22 protein-coding genes are annotated in these 19,354 nt (G+C 33.9%); 1 reads left to right on the top strand and 21 read right to left on the bottom strand.

What is annotated here, in order from left to right:
* Positions 1-3 precede the first annotated feature (3 nt).
* The 8 genes from BG261_RS08975 to BG261_RS08940 form a co-directional block, all read right to left on the bottom strand.
* A complete protein-coding gene (locus BG261_RS08975; RefSeq protein ID WP_158007197.1) occupies positions 4-1,173 on the bottom strand; it encodes a glycosyltransferase in 1,170 nt (389 codons plus the stop codon).
* A gap of 70 nt (positions 1,174-1,243) precedes the next feature.
* Positions 1,244-2,050 (bottom strand): glycosyltransferase family 2 protein, encoded by an 807-nt coding sequence (locus BG261_RS08970; protein WP_206598621.1) that lies wholly within the window; start codon positions 2,048-2,050, stop codon positions 1,244-1,246.
* Position 2,051: 1 nt separating this feature from the next.
* Entirely contained in the window at positions 2,052-2,744 is a 693-nt protein-coding gene (locus BG261_RS08965; RefSeq protein ID WP_070792983.1) for a sugar transferase, read from the bottom strand.
* An 18-nt stretch (positions 2,745-2,762) separates the two neighbouring features.
* Positions 2,763-3,542 (bottom strand): tyrosine-protein phosphatase, encoded by a 780-nt coding sequence (locus BG261_RS08960; RefSeq protein ID WP_070792982.1) that lies wholly within the window; start codon positions 3,540-3,542, stop codon positions 2,763-2,765.
* An 18-nt stretch (positions 3,543-3,560) separates the two neighbouring features.
* Positions 3,561-4,262, bottom strand: a complete 702-nt coding sequence (locus tag BG261_RS08955) for a CpsD/CapB family tyrosine-protein kinase (protein WP_070792981.1) — start codon at positions 4,260-4,262, stop codon at positions 3,561-3,563.
* Between the two features lie 10 nt (positions 4,263-4,272).
* Positions 4,273-5,097, bottom strand: coding sequence for a YveK family protein (locus tag BG261_RS08950; RefSeq protein ID WP_070792980.1), 825 nt, complete (start codon positions 5,095-5,097; stop codon positions 4,273-4,275).
* 18 nt (positions 5,098-5,115) lie between these two features.
* Positions 5,116-6,030 carry an LCP family glycopolymer transferase gene (locus BG261_RS08945; protein ID WP_070792979.1) on the bottom strand — a complete coding sequence of 305 codons (915 nt, stop codon included), beginning with the start codon at positions 6,028-6,030 and terminating at the stop codon, positions 5,116-5,118.
* Positions 6,031-6,057: 27 nt separating this feature from the next.
* Entirely contained in the window at positions 6,058-7,164 is a 1,107-nt protein-coding gene (locus BG261_RS08940) for a RodZ family helix-turn-helix domain-containing protein (RefSeq protein WP_070792978.1), read from the bottom strand.
* 301 nt (positions 7,165-7,465) lie between these two features.
* Between BG261_RS08940 and mscL the strand changes: the two genes are divergently transcribed.
* Positions 7,466-7,846: a large conductance mechanosensitive channel protein MscL gene (mscL, locus tag BG261_RS08935; protein ID WP_070793131.1), complete on the top strand. Its 381-nt coding sequence runs from the start codon at positions 7,466-7,468 to the stop codon at positions 7,844-7,846.
* 41 nt (positions 7,847-7,887) lie between these two features.
* Here the strand turns inward: mscL and BG261_RS08930 are convergent, their stop codons facing one another.
* From BG261_RS08930 to BG261_RS08870, 13 genes are all read right to left on the bottom strand, one after another.
* Positions 7,888-8,304 carry a hypothetical protein gene (locus tag BG261_RS08930; RefSeq protein ID WP_070792977.1) on the bottom strand — a complete coding sequence of 139 codons (417 nt, stop codon included), beginning with the start codon at positions 8,302-8,304 and terminating at the stop codon, positions 7,888-7,890.
* 11 nt (positions 8,305-8,315) lie between these two features.
* On the bottom strand, positions 8,316-8,858 hold the full coding sequence (gene mnmM / locus BG261_RS08925; protein ID WP_070792976.1) for a tRNA 5-(aminomethyl)-2-thiouridylate-methyltransferase MnmM: 543 nt from the start codon (positions 8,856-8,858) through the stop codon (positions 8,316-8,318).
* Between the two features lie 7 nt (positions 8,859-8,865).
* A complete protein-coding gene (gene mnmL, locus BG261_RS08920) occupies positions 8,866-9,789 on the bottom strand; it encodes a tRNA modification radical SAM protein MnmL/YtqA (protein ID WP_070792975.1) in 924 nt (307 codons plus the stop codon).
* A complete protein-coding gene (locus BG261_RS08915) occupies positions 9,786-10,385 on the bottom strand; it encodes a phosphatase PAP2 family protein (protein WP_158007196.1) in 600 nt (199 codons plus the stop codon). Before BG261_RS08915 ends, mnmL begins: the two co-directional genes overlap by 4 nt.
* Before the next feature lie 197 nt (positions 10,386-10,582).
* Positions 10,583-11,398 (bottom strand): pur operon repressor, encoded by an 816-nt coding sequence (gene purR, locus BG261_RS08910; RefSeq protein WP_083318318.1) that lies wholly within the window; start codon positions 11,396-11,398, stop codon positions 10,583-10,585.
* Between the two features lie 107 nt (positions 11,399-11,505).
* Entirely contained in the window at positions 11,506-13,632 is a 2,127-nt protein-coding gene (fusA, locus tag BG261_RS08905; protein WP_070788611.1) for an elongation factor G, read from the bottom strand.
* Positions 13,633-13,860: 228 nt separating this feature from the next.
* Positions 13,861-14,331, bottom strand: coding sequence for a 30S ribosomal protein S7 (rpsG, locus tag BG261_RS08900; RefSeq protein ID WP_070792972.1), 471 nt, complete (start codon positions 14,329-14,331; stop codon positions 13,861-13,863).
* Between the two features lie 145 nt (positions 14,332-14,476).
* Positions 14,477-14,890 (bottom strand): 30S ribosomal protein S12, encoded by a 414-nt coding sequence (gene rpsL, locus BG261_RS08895; RefSeq protein WP_070788613.1) that lies wholly within the window; start codon positions 14,888-14,890, stop codon positions 14,477-14,479.
* Between the two features lie 393 nt (positions 14,891-15,283).
* Complete coding sequence (locus BG261_RS08890; protein WP_070792971.1) at positions 15,284-15,943, bottom strand: CBS domain-containing protein; 660 nt, start codon at positions 15,941-15,943, stop codon at positions 15,284-15,286.
* A gap of 92 nt (positions 15,944-16,035) precedes the next feature.
* Complete coding sequence (locus BG261_RS08885) at positions 16,036-16,740, bottom strand: ABC transporter ATP-binding protein (protein WP_070792970.1); 705 nt, start codon at positions 16,738-16,740, stop codon at positions 16,036-16,038.
* On the bottom strand, positions 16,740-17,504 hold the full coding sequence (locus BG261_RS08880; RefSeq protein WP_070792969.1) for an ABC transporter ATP-binding protein: 765 nt from the start codon (positions 17,502-17,504) through the stop codon (positions 16,740-16,742). The genes BG261_RS08885 and BG261_RS08880 overlap by 1 nt, the downstream gene beginning before the upstream one ends.
* On the bottom strand, positions 17,505-18,458 hold the full coding sequence (locus BG261_RS08875; protein WP_070792968.1) for a branched-chain amino acid ABC transporter permease: 954 nt from the start codon (positions 18,456-18,458) through the stop codon (positions 17,505-17,507). It lies immediately after the preceding gene.
* 1 nt (position 18,459) lies between these two features.
* Positions 18,460-19,341 (bottom strand): branched-chain amino acid ABC transporter permease, encoded by an 882-nt coding sequence (locus BG261_RS08870; RefSeq protein ID WP_070792967.1) that lies wholly within the window; start codon positions 19,339-19,341, stop codon positions 18,460-18,462.
* Between the last annotated feature and the right edge of the window lie 13 nt (positions 19,342-19,354).

The raw sequence follows: 19,354 nt of genomic DNA, 5'->3' as shown, positions 1-19,354 counted from the left end.
CTATCATAATTTTTTGGTGTCCAATTCGTTTTTAACTTTTAAATAGAAGTCAGAATAGTTAGTGTACGAATTGAAATTATTCTCCCACTTATTTCTCACCTCTTTTCTTAATTCCAAATAATTAGAAAATGTTTTTTTATAATTTATCATTTCCTCAATTTTATTTGATAATTCTATAGGTTGAAATTCCTTGTCTATTAGATATTTGTCATTAATAATTATTTCTGAAGTTCCACCAACATTCGTAGCAATAACTGGGATCCCGAAACTTGATGCCTCCATTATTGCAACTGGAATTCCCTCACTTGATGAAGCGTTTAAGAATAATGAAACATCATTTTCCTTATAAAACTTCAATATATCATCATTTTGTACCGCACCTTTAAAATCAAATTTTATCCCTTTTAATTTTTTTTGTGCTAAATCTTTAACAATTTTTTCTTCAGAACCTGAACCAAAGTGAACCCACTTTATATCTGGAATATCGTCTATTAAAGCAAGTGATTCAACAATTTTATCAATTCTCTTAACCGCTTCGATCCTTGATACACTAACTATTAAAAACTCTTTTTTTTCTACCATTGTAGAATATCCATGATCAATCGTTCCCAAGTAAGAAGTGATAATCTTATCATAATACTTTGGAAAATCTTTTCTTAATACCGAAGTACCATTTTTTGAAACTGGAAATATATAGTCAATATTTTTTAACAAGTATTCTCTCAAAGGTAAATACTTTAATTTATTCTCTTCTTCATATAGATCATATCGATGGGCTCTACTTATAAGTAATTTATTATTTGACGGGAATTTTTCACTCACATTTACCATAATAAGAGCTGTAACGAAAAACCAATAACTATAATAAACAATCTCAGAAGATTTTGATATAAATTTATTTATTTCATCGTCTTCTAATATATCTTTTAATATACTAGAAGATTTTGATATGAAATATTTCAAAAAAAGTTTTTTATATAGAGAATCAGCTCTTGAATCAAAATAATTATTATTTGTATTTTTAGAAATTAATAACTTTACTTTATTGAAAGTATTGAAATTTCTATCAATTTTTTTTACTTTTACATTAGCTGGTATTTTTCTAATTTCATTTTTTATTGATAATGGTACCTCACAAGCAACTATCATTATAGAGTCAAATTTTTTTGACATCACTTCTAATTCGTTTGCTATGAAAGCTTCTTCTTTACCGTAAGGAAAGTTTTTTGTAAATAGTATTAGATTACTCATTTTTACCTCTTGAAATATATATCCTCTTCCATATTGCTAATAGTGCATACCTACAAAATATATAAGCTGAGAATAAAAATGGTAATTTTTCTACTTCTCTATACAAGTACCAAACCCCTTTAACAGCTTTTATTTTGTTACTTGATAGTGAATTAGATACACGACGATAGTATGCTAGACTTTCATCAACACCATAACAGTCATAACCATTCCTTAAAATTTGTAGCCAAGTAGCAGCATCTTGTCTTCTTCTCAAATCCGGCATCATTAATAAATTTTTGGGCACAATATCTAAATCCACCATTATTCCGACAGTTTGTAATAAATTGTTTGTCAAAAATCCTTTGTAGTCAACCCTCGGAAGCATCGTAATTTTTTTATTTAATAATTCTCCATTTTCATTAATAACATCATAACTAGTACAAGTAAATGGATAATTGTTATCTATCATTATTTTAGTCTGTAATTCCAACTTATTATTTTTCCACAAATCATCAGCATCTAAATATGAGATGAATCTCCCAGATGATTTTGATAGTGCAAAATTTCTTGCTTTTGCAGCACCACTATTTTTTTCCAACTGGAAAACTTTTACTCTGTCATCTACTTTTTTTAAATTTTTAGCAATTTCAAATGAATTGTCTGTTGATAAATCATCAACGATCAACAACTCAAAATTATCATATGTTTGATTTAAAACTGAGTTTACAGTATCAACTAAAAATTTTTCACTATTATACAGTGGCATCAATATAGATACCTTATCTTGAAAAATCATTTTTTTTTCTTCAATACCCATATTAGTATGCACCATTTGGTTTTAAAATCACTCCAACAGTTTTAAGAATAATTTTAGAATCATTTGTTAGACTTAAATTGTTAATATAATGCAAGTCCAATTCCACCATTTCATCAAATCCCATCTCATTTCGTCCACTTACTTGCCACAAACCTGTACAACCTGGTTTGACTAGTAATCTTTGCTTATCATATGTTGTGTACTTTTCAACTTCTCTTGGTAAAGGCGGTCTAGGTCCAACAAGTGACATGTCCCCTTTTAGCACATTCCACAACTGAGGTAGTTCATCAATACTTGTTTTACGGATAAACCTTCCAACTTTTGTGACTCTGGGATCTTCTTTCATTTTAAACATAGCACCATCAACTTCATTTTGCTTTAATAGATATTCCAATTTATCTTCAGCATCAACACACATTGAACGCACTTTGAAAATTTTAAATTCGTTCTCATTTTCTCCTACACGTGTCTGTGAAAAGAAAATAGGACCCTTTGGTTCTTCTAGTTTCATAGCAATAGCAGTGACAGTAATAATCGGTGCTGCAACTATTAAGCCAATAGTACTTAGACCAATATCCATCACTCTCTTTGCTAGTTTAGTATTTCTTTTTGAATCTAATTCATTTTTGTTAATTTTAATGTTTTTTCCAATTTTATCTATATCTTTGCCCTTAATAGCTACACTTTCTTCCATTTCCGGTACTCCTTGTTTTTAAAATATTCCAAACCTTTTCTTCTTGCTACCTACTTCAGAATAATCTGGCATTTTTATCTTATCCCCATTCAAGAGATCTTTTGCAACTTGTTTCATGAATTCAGCCTTATCTTTTCCAAAATCTTTTTCAATTTGTTGAAAAGCCTCTTTGAGATAAAAATCACGATGTTTTAAATTATGAGCATCCGATGCCACCATCTGAACCAAATTATTTTCTACCATTTGTTTAGCAGTTTTTTGAATAGATTTTCCAAAAATCCCTACATAACTCGGCGCAGTTAATTGTGCTAAAACACCCATATCTAAAAACTTAATTAAAAGATTTGGGTCTTCCCTAAATTTAGCATTTCTTTCCGGATGAACTATAACAGGTGTATGTCCCTTAAGCAAAAGCTCTACAAAAAGTTGTTCTGTATAGCTTGGTACATCTATTGTTGGAAACTCTATAAGTATATATGTATTATCTAAGTCAGTAAAAAGAATTTCATCACGATTGATATCATCAATCAAAGTACCAGTAATCCTAACTTCTTGCCCCTCAAGGACTGTTAATGGAATTTGTCGATTATCCAATTCTTCCTGAAGATCAGCAACACGTGGAATTACTTTATTAGCTGGATTATGATATTTTCCATTATTATGATGTGGAGTACATAAAATATGACTGATACCTTGACTAACAGCTTTTTTAGCCATTTCCAAACTATCCTCAATAGTCTGTGCTCCATCGTCTACACCAGGCAGAATATGGCAATGCAAATCAATTAAATCACTCATATTTTCTCCTCACACTTTCTATGCTCCGTAGTAGTAGTAGCCTTGATCTGCCACATTCTTGGCACCATTGTATACTACTCCAAGTACGTTTGCATTAACCATTTGTAATAAATTTTTTGCCTTTAGTAAAGCATCTTTTCTAGATACATTTTCACGCACAACTACCAATGTTCCGTCAACTTTTGATGCCATAATTTGCGCATCAGTAACTGCTACAACAGGTGGCATGTCAAAAATTACAAAATCATAATTATCCCTAGCTTCTTGTAAGATCTCATTCATTCTTACTGATCCCAATAACTCTGACGGATTTGGTGGCTTTGGTCCACTTGTAAGGACATAGAGATTATCAATACCACTATACTGTGCAATATCAGTAACATGCTGTGGAGTTGTAAGAAGAGTGCTAAGTCCTCCAACATTTGGTAAAGCAAAAGTTTTAGCCACAGTTGGTTTACGTAAATCTGCATCAACAATTAGAACTTTTTGACCAGAATTAGCAAAGACAACTGCTAGATTTGCTGCTGTAGTTGATTTTCCTTCTGAAGGTCCTGATGAAGTAATAACCATTGTCTTAATCTCGTTATTAACGGTTGAGGCAAATTGAATATTAGTACGAATAGTACGGTATTGTTCTGATACCGGTGAAGATTTATCTGCTAGAGTAATCAGACTGACTGCTTGTGTAGTCTCTTTTTTTCTATTATTTTTCTTAAACATTATGTACTCCTTATACCCTTGATCTTCTTCTACGTTTATTTGTGTCACTAGATGCTGTTTCTTCAGAATTTTTTGAAATTTGAGTATCTTCTTTTTCTATTGAATGAGACTCTCTTTCAATCTGAACTCCTCTATTTGTATCAGCAATTTCCTTTGATGACATTTCAGGTACAGTACCCAATAGTGTAAATGCAAGATTGTCCGTAATAAATTTTGAATCTTTAATAGTTCTATCAAACTGTTCAAATAACAATGCAAGTCCAACACCAACTATCATCCCTGCAACTAACCCAATAACTAGATTCTTCTTTGGATCTGGTGAAACTGGATTCATATTTGCAGTTGCTTTCGAGATAATTGAAATTTTATCAACATTCATGACATCTTTTGCATTTTCCTGAAATACTTCTGCTGTAAGATTAGCAATCTCTTCCGATTTTGATGCATTGTCAGTAGTCGCATTTATCGCAAACATTAAGGAATTTTGAGTCTGGTTTACTTTTATAGCCTTACGCAACTCATCTTGAGTCATATTAATTCCATAATCTGAAGCCATACGGTCCTTGACTTGATTAATTACTAAATCTCCCGTAATCAATGATTTATATGTATTGATCATTTGCAAGTTACCATTAACATCATTCGCATTGTTTGATTGTCTATCATCTTGAGGTAAAGTAACAATCAATTGTGATTCTGAACTATATTTAGGAGTCATAACAAAGAAAGTTAAAAAACCCGCTACTCCTAATCCAATGAGCATACTAATAATAATTAAATATGCTCTTTTTTTCAATATTTGAAAAATATCATTTACACTAACCGTTTCTTCCATTTCACACTCTTCCTTTTCCTATTTATCAATTTCTAATTGCTTTTTTAAAATTGTTTGAATTCGGTCTAATTCTGCAGTTGGAATATCTTGATAAGACACACCATCTCGCATAACTCCTTCACCCTTCATTTGTTCATCAACTACATTGTCAAAAGCCGGAGAATAATCTAATACTATCGTCTTTATTTGATCAAAAGTTAAATCGGTTCTAACATTATCTTCCATAGACTTCAAAATTGTTTGATATTTTGAAGCAGTTGATACTGATGCAAGTTTTTTTCCAATTGCTGTTATAACTTTACGTTGTCTTTCTTGACGACCGTAATCACCATTTGGATCATCATATCTCATTCGAGTATATGCAAGAGCACGCTTACCATCTAACTCTAATGTACCCTCTGGGAAATTATTTCCGTCATAATTAAATTGTAGGGTATTGTTTACTTCAACACCCCCAACTGCATCAACAAGTTCTTCTAAACCTTTCATGTTAATTGAAATATAATGATCTATTGGAATATCTAACAATTTTTGCACCGTATCCATAGACATAGATACACCACCAAAAGCATAAGCATGGTTTATCTTATCCATGGTTCCTCTACCAACAATCTCAGTGTATGTATCCCGAGGAATACTTACAATAGTTGTTTGTTTTTGGTTTGGATTAACTGTACCAACCATCATAGAGTCAGAGCGTCCTTGTTCTATGCGCCCTAGCTCACCCGTATCAATACCCATTAATAACATAGAAAATGGTTGTTTCTTTTTCAAGTTTACATCGCGTGTGTCTTTTCTCTCCACTTTAGCAAATGTCTTGTCCACTGACTTCTCTACATCAGTATACATCTTCACTGAGATGGCCGCTACAAATACAAGAATCACACCAACTATAGATAAAAGTGTAATAATAATTTTTTTAGTTTTTGACATTATATTTCAACTTACCTTTCAACTTTATCAATTAGAGCCGCTTCCACTTGGTGTATTTCCTTGATTTGGAACTTGAGGATTTGTTTGTGGTGTTTGATTATTATCATTCGGTACTGTTGTAGTATCTTGGTTTGTATTTGATTGAGTACTATTTCCAGTCGGAACTTCTTGACTTGGTGTCTCAACTTGTTGACCTTGTGGCACTGTATTATTATTTTGTTGCTGAGGGGTTACAGTAGGTTCTTGAGCCACTGGCGGTGTTTCTACAGCTACAGTTGATTCTGCTGTTTCTTGTTCCTCACTTGGACTTTCAACTGGTGTTTCACTATCATCTGATTCAACAGGAGTTGCTTCAACATTAGAGGTCATTTGACTGTTGATATTAGTTGCTTGATCCATATATTTGCTCTTTAGTTTATCATTTTTTATATTATCAATTTTAGACGTAAGGAGAGCATAATTATCTGTTGTGGCATCTTTGGTAATTTTCCCATCCTTGATCATCTTAGAAATCAAAGTTTCTATATCAGTTAATTGATCAACTTGTACATTTGCAATGTTTAAATATTGACTAGCTATTTTATTCCATGTACCACCTTTAGTATTTATAGGCTCTTTAAGCTTATTAACTGTCTCTTTCTTTACACCGTCTTTTATTGCTAATTTTGCAGAAACGTCAGATGTTGGTTCTTTTTGCCAATCTTTAATTCCGCCTTCAAATAAATCACTTATTTTCGATTGTATATTCAATTTATCTTGAACATCATTAATAAGTTTAAGGACATCATCCTTCTCATTACCTAGTTCTTTAACATCTGATGTTAAATATTTTTCAGGCACACCAAAATCTTGAGCTGAAATCTTTATAGAGCTTAGCTTATCATATTCTTTTTTTACATTTTCTTTTGATACATTATTTAACAATGTATCGTGTGAAGAATTAACATAGAATTTTTCAACTCTAGTTTTTATTGCTTTTATATTAGCACTTTCCTTCTTTGCAGTTTGCTGAGCATATTCAATTTTTTGCTTTCTAACTGAGTCTGATTTGGCCTTATATCCAAAGAAACAAACAGCTAAAGCAGCTCCACCTACTATTAATAATAGTAGTGTCTTTGACAACGTATTTTTCATTTTCTCCATCCTTATACAATAAATCTTTACTATTATACACTAAACAGTATTACTATTAAAGACCTTATTAATTACAATTTTTTTACTTTTTTCTTATATCCTATTAAATAAAGGTCTCAATTGATTTATAACTTCTTGTTACAGTTAATTCCTTTATATAAGAAATTCTATTCAATATTATTTATTAAATAACAGGCCTATAATTATATTAAATATCTTTTTGCTTTTTTTGCAAGATGAAATATGATAATATTAGTATATTATTGGAATAATTTGGAGGAAATTTTTTATGTTTAAAAAGATGGCGCAGGAATTTAAAGAATTCATCATGCAAGGTAATGTTCTTGATTTGGCAGTTGGGGTTATTATTGGTGGAGCATTTACAGCAATTGTAAATTCATTGACTGAAAATATCTTAACACCTATATTAGGAATCTTCTCTTCTGGGGACCTACCATTCAAAGATTTTGTACTCAAAATAGGTGGTGCTAAATTTGGGATTGGTGCATTTGTTAATAGTGTCGTTACTTTCTTGATTACAGCGTTTGTAATTTTCATAATTGTTAAGGCCGTTAACAAAATTATGGGTCCTAAAAATGTTGAAGAAGAACAGGCAGAAGAACTTGATGAGCAAACTATCCTTCTTACTGAAATTCGTGATTTGTTAAAAAATCAAAAATAATTGGTTTAAAAAATGACTTATCAATTTGATAAGTCATTTTTTTATTTATCTAATAATCTATCTGCGACTTCGATTCCATGTTCTGGCAAAAAGTCGATAAGTAAAGGTGCTACATTCATATCTTCACACTCAACACCGTAAACATTTCCGTTTTTAAAGATAATTTTTAGTCCTAAATTATTAGGTACTCCTTGATTACCAATTACTACTCCAAAGCTTTTAGGAACTGACAAAAATTCAATTCTTTTAATATCTGGATAAGTCCATCCACCAAATGCTTGTCCTTTTTTGTTTGTAATTGGATTAATGTCATTTAATTCAATTGCTTCTTTTGAAAAATTTAAGCATGCATATGGAGTTTGTTTTTCAAAAAGTAAGGGAAAAACTTGGTCCTTAAATTCAATCATTACAGGTAATGCTTGTTGACTTGCTTTTTCTTCGAATTTTTCTTTGTTCATTTTACACCTCTTTATTTTAGTTTTTCAATCATTATTAGAAAAGGGGGAGTATTCTTTTGGTTCATAGCCCCATATTTCATAACTTGATATTCTTTTTGTTCTAAGTTTTCCACAAAGTTTTCCACAGATGTCTTTTCTTCGCTTCCACCAACATGTCCATAGTATACCATAATTGCTAAGCGTGAGCCCTTTTTCATCATTGCAAGAATCTTTCTCAGTGCTGCAAGGGTTGTAGGGGCCTTAGTAATTATTGATTTATCACTTTTAGGTAGATAACCAAGATTAAATATCGCTGCTTTAACATTTTTATCCACATACTTATCCACATTTTCATGTCCATCAAGGATAAGTTGAGCTTCTAATTTATTTTCCACAAGTTTTTCTTGTGTAGAAACTATTGCAGCCTCCTGAACATCAAAAGAATAAACTTTTTTAGTTAACTGAGCTAAGAAGATCGTATCAAAACCATTTCCCATAGTAGCATCAATAACTATATCATCAGGCTCGATTATCTCCTTAAGCCAATAATGCGCCATATTTAGCGGGCTTAACATAAAATTACTACCTCCTAATTTTGCATCCTTGCACACTTCCTCGACGCTCCATCTCAGAATCAATTGCATTTAATACTTCCCATTTTTTCAAGCTCCACATTGGTCCGATTAACGAATCCCTTGGTGCATCTCCTGTTAATCTGTGGATAACTATATCTTTTGGAATAATTTCTAGCTGATCACATATAATATCCACATATTCTTCCTGTGATAAAAGCTGTAAACGTCCTTCATGATAGTCTCTTTGCATTCGGGTGTTTCTCATCAGATGAAGCAAATGTAACTTAATTCCCTGTATATCACTATCCTCAACTGTCCGCCTTACATTCTCAATCATCATTTCCTTCGTTTCACCTGGTAAACCATTTATCAAATGGGTACATACAAGGATACCTCTAGCACGTAAATTTTTTACAGCATCTAGATAGGTTTGATAGTCATGAGCACGGTTTATAAGGTCGCTAGTCTCTTGATAGGTAGTTTGAAGGCCCAGTTCAACCCAAACGGTCATTCGCTCATTTAGCTCCGCAAGGTAGTCAATTGTTTCTGGTGGCAAACAATCAGGACGTGTACCAATGTTTATTCCTACCACATCTGGCATACTGACAGCCTGTTCAAAACGCTCACGTAACACCTCTACTGGCGCATGAGTGTTAGTAAAATTTTGGAAGTATACGATATACTTTTTTACACCCTTCCACTTTTTATGGAGAAATTCAACTTCTTTCTCAAATTGTACGGGTATAGGTTGTTCTGGCGCCACGATCATGTCTCCCGAACCAGATACCGAACAGAATGTACAGCCTCCTGAAGCAACAGTACCATCTCGGTTAGGACAGTCGAATCCTGCATCAATCGGTACTTTAAATATCTTTTGACCAAAATTAGCGCGCAAGTATTCATTCCAAGTAGTATAAGACTTTTGGGTCATTTTTGTTCTCCCTTAAATCGTAGTTGGAAGCGCCAAGCGTCATAATAGGGATAGGCATAGAGCACACATCCACTTGCCAACAAATACCCACCGATAATATCTGTAGGATAATGTACTCCCAGATAAATTCGTGAGAAGCCAACGATTAATATCATTAGTCCTAAAATTATTGCAAGTATTGTTTTTAAACTTCTTGTTTTTAATCTAGCAGAGAAGATAAAAAACAAAGATAGAAATACTACCATTGAAGTTGCCGCGTGCCCACTCGGAAACGAAAGTGTTGTTTCATGCACTAAATGCACTCCATCTGGTCTACTTCGATTATATACATATTTTAAAATCGGATTTAAAATTCCTGATACTAAAATAAAATTACCAGCTAGAAAAACTGCTTCGCTATACCATTTACGCCAGATAAACAATAATATTAAGACAATCATTATAATAATAATTGAAATTGGATTGATGATCCCAGTAAAGAATTTAAGAAAACTTGTCATTGAATCACTGCGTAATGAAAATGCCCAATTTTGAATAGCACTATCGAAAGGTTTAACTGTATCTGGATAAAATTTTATTGTGTAACCTAAAAACATAAGAACCAGCAAAAGGACGCTAGCTGTAAATCGATAATATAATTTATTTTTCATATGGATTATTATAACATTTTGGAGTTAGCTTACAAGATTTTTAAAATATAGTATTTCATATTATTAACATGTGGATAAGTTTTATATAGATATTTGGTTCTATAAAAAAACTGACATCACTTGTTAATAATGTCAGTTGATTTCTATTTTTTATTATAAATATTTCCTAGGCTAACTTGAATTTCACCTGATTGAATATCTAATTTTTCTACTTTTAAAATTGACTTATAATCCTCAACTTGGCGGTCTCCATTGAAGACCCCTTCAGCAAGAACTGCAATACCTGCAAGTTGACAGTCAAACTCAGAAACGAGACTACGCATTCCGTCAAAAGTTCCTCCACCTTTCATGAAGTCGTCAACAAGAAGAACATTACTTCCTGATTTAAGACTACGCTTAGAAAGAGTCATTTTTTCTACGCGAGCACTTGATCCTGACATATAGTTGACACTGACTGTTGCCCCTTCAGTGATTTTAGGATCACGTCTTGCAATAACAAAAGGTACTCCTAAAATTTCTGCAACTGATTGAGCAATAGGCACACCTTTAGTGGCAATTGTCATTATTGCATCAATATTTGAATCTCTAAACTCGTGAGCAATAATTTTTCCAATATTCTTAAGAACTCTCGGATCACCTAAAAGGTCAGAAAGGTAGATGTATCCCCCAGGTAAGATACGGTTATCCTTTAGTAATTCATCTAGTAGTTCTTTTGCAAGTACTAGACTAAAATCATTACTGATACCTGGTGTAAAAACAACACCCCCACTTACCCCAGCATAAGTTGTGATAATACCAACTTCACTTTCTTCAAAAATCTTTTTAATAATTAGTAAATCTTCTGAGATTGAAGATTTAGCAGCATTGTAACGATTACTAAAAAAAGTTAGTGATGTTAATTGATTGGGATTATTTAAAAGATAGTTTGTAAAATCTACCAATCGTTCGCTTCTTTTCATAAATATATCCTTCCTGAATTTATATTATCTCTATTTTACACAAAAAAACACGAATATTCAATGGAATATTCGTGTTTTTATTATGTTATTCAGAACGATTAAATATATTAAGCGTTCCCACCATTTTTCTTAATGATTTCTTCTTGTACAGATTTTGGAACATCTTCATAGTGGTCAAATACCATCATGAATGTACCACGTCCTTGAGTTGCAGAACGTAGAGTTGTTGCATATCCAAACATTTCAGCAAGTGGAACAAATGCATTAACGATTTGGCTGTTACCATGTGCTTCCATGCCATCAACACGTCCACGACGAGCAGTAACGTGTCCCATGATATCTCCCAAGTTATCTTCAGGAACTGTGATTGTAACTTTCATCATTGGTTCAAGAATTGTTGGGTTAGCTTTCTTAGCTGCTGCTTTAAGCGCGTATGAAGCTGCAACACGGAATGCTGTTTCATTTGAATCGACATCATGGTATGAACCATCATAAAGTTTAGCTTTAACGTCTACGATTGGGTATCCAGCAAGAACACCGTTTTGCATAGATTCTTCAAGTCCTTTTTCAACTGCTGGGATGTATTCACGAGGAACCACACCACCGACAATAGCGTTTTCGAACTCAAATCCTTTACCTTCTTCGTTTGGAGTGAATTCAATCCATACGTGTCCGTATTGTCCTTTACCACCTGATTGACGTACGAATTTACCTTCTGCTTGAGTAGGAGCACGGAAAGTTTCACGATATGATACTTGAGGAGCACCAACGTTAGCTTCAACTTTAAATTCACGTCTCATACGGTCAACAAGAACGTCAAGGTGAAGTTCACCCATACCAGAGATAACTGTTTCACCAGTTTCAACGTTTGTTTCAACGCGGAAAGTTGGATCTTCTTCAGCAAGTTTTTGAAGGGCAACACCCATTTTATCTTGGTCTGCTTTAGATTTAGGTTCAACAGAAAGTTGGATAACTGGTTCTGGAATTTCGATTGACTCAAGAATTACTTTATGTTTTTCATCTGCTAATGTATCACCAGTTGTAGTATCTTTAAGACCTACGGCAGCTGCGATATCACCTGAGTAAACAACATCGATTTCTTTACGAGTGTTAGCGTGCATTTGTAGGATACGTCCGATACGTTCACGTTTACCTTTAGAAGTATTCAAAGTATATGAACCTGATTCAAGGATACCTGAGTATACACGGAAGAAAGTAAGACGTCCAACGAATGGGTCAGTCATAATCTTAAATGCAAGAGCTGCAAATGGTTCTTCATCAGAAGCTGGACGAGTTTCTTCTTCGTCAGTATCTGGGTTGATACCTTTGATTGCAGGGATATCTAGTGGTGAAGGTAGGTAATCAATAACTGCATCAAGCATCATTTGAACACCTTTGTTTTTGAAGGCAGAACCAGCAAGCATTGGGTAAAATTCTACTTTGATAGTAGCGTTACGAATACCGTCTTTAAGTTCAGCTTCAGTGATTTCTTCACCTTCTAGGTATTTCATCATAAGCTCTTCATCAGTTTCAGCAACAGCTTCAACTAATTTTTCACGCCATTCATTAGCAAGAGCTTCATATTCTTCAGGATCGAAGTTTAATGATTTTAATTCTTCTTTAAATTCATCTGAACCTACAACAGTTTCTTTAATATCAGTACCAAGATCGTTAGTATAGATTTCAGATGTCATAGTTACAAGGTCGATAATACCGATGAAATCATCTTCCGCTCCAATTGGAATTTGGATTGGATGAGCATTAGCATTCAAACGATCATGTAAAGTTGATAGAGAGTAGTAGAAATCAGCACCGATTTTATCCATTTTGTTAGCAAATACGATACGAGGTACTTTATATTCAGTTGCTTGACGCCAAACTGTTTCTGTTTGAGGTTCTACACCTGATTGTGCATCAAGTACTGTTACAGCTCCATCAAGTACGCGAAGTGAACGTTGTACTTCAATTGTGAAGTCTACGTGTCCTGGTGTATCGATGATGTTTACGCGGTTACCTTTCCATTCTGCAGTTGTTGCAGCTGAAGTGATTGTGATACCACGTTCTTGTTCTTGCTCCATCCAGTCCATTTGTGATGCACCTTCGTGAGTTTCACCGATTTTGTGAATTTTACCAGTATAGTAAAGTACACGTTCTGTTGTTGTTGTTTTACCAGCATCGACGTGAGCCATGATACCGATATTACGAGTGTTTTCTAACGAAAATTCGCGTGCCATTAGGTTGTTCTCCTTAATTAATTTAATAAATTTATTCTAACACATTTAATACCAAAACAAAACTGGAAGGGCAGTAGCCCACCCAGTCATGTCTTGTATGTTTATCTATAAATATTTTTTGTCTAGTTATCTAGACGGTAATAACTTTGTCTCGGCGTCAGTTCTTATAAAGAATAGACTGCAAAGTTTTTTGCCAATGAAGGCTTTCGAATATAATATTCGAAAATCTTACCAGCGGAAGTGTGCAAATGCACGGTTAGCTTCTGCCATTTTGTGAGTATCTTCACGTTTTTTAACAGATCCACCAGTATTGTTAGCTGCATCCATGATTTCTTTAGCAAGACGATCTTGCATAGTGTGTTCACCACGTTTACGAGCAATTGTTACTAACCAACGAAGTCCAAGTGTAGTACGACGTTCTGGACGTACTTCAACTGGTACTTGGTAGTTTGATCCACCAACACGACGAGCGCGAACTTCAAGAATAGGCATAATGTTTTCCATAGCAGCTTCGAAAACTTCTAATGGTTCATTTCCTGTTGTTTCTTTAATTTGTTCAAACGCACCATAAACGATGCTAGCTGCAGTACCACGTTTACCATCTAACATAAGGCGGTTGATAAGACGTGTAACGACTTTAGAATTATATAACGGATCTGGCAAAACTTCACGTTTTGGAGCTTGTCCTTTACGACTCATTTCGAGTTATCTCCTTCTTATTTTTATTAATCTTTTAAACCTGTAATCTACTTACGGTTAATGTATCTTATTCAAAATTTATGTAATTTTTACTGTTTTTTGTTGCCAGTAAATTCTGGAACAATACTCAATACAATTTGCTAAATTAAGCTTTAGGTTTTTTAGTTCCGTATTTAGAACGGCTTTGTCTACGATCTGTAACACCTGCAGTATCAAGTGCTCCACGAACGATATGGTAACGTACCCCTGGAAGGTCTTTTACACGTCCACCACGAATAAGTACAACACTATGTTCTTGAAGGTTGTGTCCGATACCTGGAATGTAGGCAGTTACTTCAATAAGGTTTGATAAACGTACACGAGCGTATTTACGAAGTGCAGAGTTTGGTTTCTTAGGTGTCATAGTACCAACACGAGTTGCTACTCCACGTTTTTGTGGTGATGAAAGCTTAGTTTGAACTTTTTTACGGCTATTGTACCCGATGTTCAATGCTGGTGAGTCTGATTTTTCTACTTTTGATTTACGCGGTTTGCGAACCAATTGGTTAATAGTAGGCATTTAATTAACTTACTCCTTATTTTTATAATTTGTGTTTTGTAGTCTTTAGATAACCAAGGGTGACTTGATTACCAACGCGGTCACGCAGACAACGGTTGTGTGTACCTTGCAACTTGTCAGCACGTCTCTGTACACTTTCGAGAGACCAAATGTAAAAAGTACCGTTAGTAATAATATCACTTAAAGTCATTAGTGTCAATAAGATTTACTTAGAAAATAAGCATTTAAAGGATTTTACTAACATTTCAATAAATATATTCACAAATTTTGTCTTCTGTGATTAATAATTTATATATTTCCTAAAAAATTTTTTTCATTTCACCCTAGTAACTCTTAAATATTTTGGTAATTATTCATCAAGTACATACTGACAAAAAAATCGCTCACGCGATTTTAATTTGCTGTTGCTTCAGTCTGTTCAACATCTTCAACAGTGAAACCAGCTTCTGTAAACTTATCTTTTATTTCTTTTGCTGATAATTTACCTTCAATCAAGATTTCAAGAATTGTTGTCTTATCCTCTTTATTGTTTAACTGAATTATACTAGAAACATTGAATCCATTTTCAGTTACTAAATCCGAAATTCTCTCAAGAACTCCTATTTCATTTTTCATAACCAAACGTAAACGAATTCCTGGTTCTCCGTATCCAGCAATCTTTAAAAATGCATCGAATACATCTTTATCTGTAATTATTCCTTCAACTTGTCCATTATCAACTACTGGCAATACGCTAACATTGTTTTCACGCATCAAATAGACTGCATCCTCAAGTGATGCAAATTGAGAAACAGTGATAACATTTTTTATCATGATTGCCTTAACTGTTGTCTTATTCAACAAATAATTCATTTCATAAACTGATAGACTTGTTGCTTTACTTGGACTTGCCTCCGCAATCGTACCTTCTGTTACCAAACCAACTAGCTTATCTCCATCAAGTACTGGTAAACGATGAATACCTTTTTCACGCATCAAATCCGTAGCTTTTGCAACTTTTGTATCAGGAGTAACGCTAATTACTTCTGTTGTCATAAAATCCTTAACTGCCATCTTTTCTCCTTATTATTTTTGATTTTTATAATTCAAACTCACTACTACTTAGCATATTGTCTGTTCCCTTTGATTGTTTGATAAGCTTTTATCTAACCACCTAGGTATGCTTTACGTACTTCATCGCTAGCAAGCAGTTCTTGCCCAGTGCCTGCAAGGACAATTTGTCCTGTCTCAAGTACATAACCTCTATCAGCAATAGAAAGTGCCATATTAGCATTTTGTTCGATTAAAAGCACTGTAGTTCCTTGCTTCTGTATATCTTGAATTATATCAAAAATTTCTTGAATAAAGATAGGTGCAAGCCCCATTGAAGGTTCATCAAGTAATAATAGCTTAGGTGTACCCATTAAAGCTCTACCCATGGCAAGCATTTGCTGTTCACCACCAGATAAAGTAGCTGCGTCTTGATTTTTGCGTTCTTCTAACCTAGGAAAACGATCAAAAACCTTTTTTAAGTTTCTTTGATTTTCTTCACGGTCTTTCTTTAAAAAAGCTCCCATCTCAAGATTTTCCATTACTGTCATTCCTGGAAAAACATGACGTCCCTCTGGAACCTGACAAAGTCCTGAAGAGACTATTTTTTGCGGTGCAGTTTTTTGAATTTCCTGTCCTTCAAAGGTAATAATTCCTTCTTTAGGACGAACTAGACCTGAAATTGTATGAAGAATTGTAGTTTTACCAGCACCATTTGCACCGATAAGTGATACAACTTCCCCTTCATTAACTTCGAAATTTACATCTTTTACAGCTTGGATGACACCATAATAGACTGATAAATTTTCAACTTTTAACATTATGCCTCACCTCCAAGATATGCTTCAATAACTCGTTTATTATTTTTAATCTCCTCTGGAGTACCATGAGCGATCATACGACCATATTCAAGAACATAAATACGCTCACAAACATTCATTACAAGTCCCATGTCATGTTCAATCAAAAGTACAGTAATGTCAAACTTTTCTTGAATTTCTTTAATCAAGATGGTAAGTTCTGCAGTTTCTTGTGGATTCATACCTGCTGCTGGTTCATCAAGAAATAATATTTTTGGATTTGTAGCAAGTGCCCTAACAATTTCAAGTTTTCTTTGTTGACCATAAGGTAAATTTTTAGCCAGAGTTTCCGTTTTATCCTCTAAATTAAATATTTTCAGTAATTCTACTGCATTTTTTCTAAGATCCTCATCCTGATTATAAAATGCTGGTAAGCGAAGAAATGTTGCAAGAAAGTGCTTCTTCTTTTTAGCACCCATTGCAATTAAAACATTATCCATTACTGATAGATCTTTAAACAGTCTAATATTCTGGAAAGTTCTGCCTAGACCAGATTGAGCAAATTTGTAAGGTGGAAGACCATTTAATTTTTCCCCATCAAGAACAATAGTCCCTTCAGTAGGCTCATAAACACCTGTCAACAAATTAAACAGAGTAGTTTTACCAGCTCCATTAGGTCCAATAAGTCCTACTAACTCAGACTTTTCTAATTCCATGCTTACATCACTAACTGCTGTAAGTCCACCAAAGTTTTTTGTTAAATTTTTTACTTCAAGAAGTGCCATTTATCTGCCCTCCTTTGTTTTTTTATTAAATAAAGTTGATAATTTGAATTCTTTTGTACCAAGTAGGCCTCCTGGTCGGAAAATCATAACCATAATCAAAGCAAGTGAATATATTATCATACGTAAGCTTCCAAAGTCTTGTAAAAATACATTTAGGAAACCTAGGGCAATAGCAGCAATTATTGTACCTGTAATTGAGCCTAGGCCTCCAAATACGACAATAATAATGATATTTACAGACTGTAACCAAGTGAAGTCTTTGGGTGTAACTGTACCAATTAAACCAGCATAGAGTGATCCGGCAATACTAGATAATACTGCTCCATAAACGAATGCAATAACTTTAACTTTAGTTGTATTGACACCCATTGATTCCGCCGCGATTTCGTCTTCACGAATTGACAACGTCTCACGACCTGCTGTTGAATTAATAAAGTTCATAGTGAAAACGACAGCTAACACAACGAAAATATAAACTGTTTGCCAGTTTGTAAATCTTGGAACACCTGATAAACCTGCTGCTCCATTTGTAAGTTCCCCACCATTCATAATTAAAATACGAATGATCTCTGAAACACCAAGCGTTGCGATTGCAAGATAATCACCCTTTAGTCTTAATGTTGGAATACCAACAATTAATGCCACAACACCTGCTAAAATTGCACCAACAATCATTGCTAAATAGAAGTGAGCATAATAACGACTATACATACCTACAATTGCTGCAGCATATGCACCAATGGCCATAAATCCTGCAGTACCAAATGAGAACTGTCCATTGAAACCCATTACGAAGTTTAAACCAACGGCTAAAATAATTTGAATACCGATATAAGAAATTGTCTGAACTCCAAATGGGTTAATTGCTCCACTCCCAATTAAGAGTGACAATACTATATAACCAGCAGCTAAAAATGCCAACCAGATAAGGTTAATTTTTAAATTCTTTTTCATATTACACCTTCTCCTTAACATCTTTACCAAGAATACCAGCTGGTTTAACAAGCAAGATGATAATCAAAATTGCATAAACAACTGCATCTTTGTAACCTGCAATCCATGAAAGTTTTCCTGGAAGTGATTGAGTAAATGTTTCTAGTAGTCCAATTACAATACCACCAAGCGCTGCACCTGGGATAATTCCAATACCTCCAAGAACCGCTGCTACGAATGCTTTAAGTCCTGGTGTCATTCCCATAAGTGGGTCAATTGATCCATAATATAGACCAATCATAACGCCAGCTGCTCCTGCGAGTGCTGAACCTAGTGCAAATGTGAAACTGATTGTGTGATCTACATTAATCCCCATCAATTGTGCAGCTTCAGTATCAACAGATACCGCACGCATTGCTTTACCCATTTTTGTTTTTTGAACTATTAATTGAAGTAAAACCATTAGAACAAGTGAAGTTATCAAAATCATCAATTGAATATTTGTAATATTCACAGAACCAAAAGTATATTTTTTAACTTCAATTGCTTGTGGGAATTGTCTCGCTGAAGAACCGACGAAATAAATCATCACATTTTCAAGCAAGAATGATACTCCTATTGCAGTAATTAGAGCTGCAATTCTCGTTGAATTTCTAAGTGGTCTGTAGGCTAAAAATTCAATTATTACGCCTAAACATGCTGTCAAAATCATCGATAGAATAAGAGCAACATAGAAATTCATATGTAAGTTATTTATCAGGAAGTAACCGATAAAGGCTCCCATCATGTAAACATCACCGTGGGCAAAGTTGATAAGCTTGATAATCCCATATACCATTGTATAACCTAAGGCAATTAGAGCATAGACACTACCAAGAATCAAACCATTTACTATTATTTGCATTGATTCTCCTTTA

This window comes from Floricoccus tropicus (genome assembly GCF_001832905.1).
GTDB lineage: Bacteria > Bacillota > Bacilli > Lactobacillales > Streptococcaceae > Floricoccus > Floricoccus tropicus.
The sequence above is the reverse complement of the archived record's forward strand: the minus strand, read 5'-3'. Positions and strand labels throughout refer to the sequence as shown.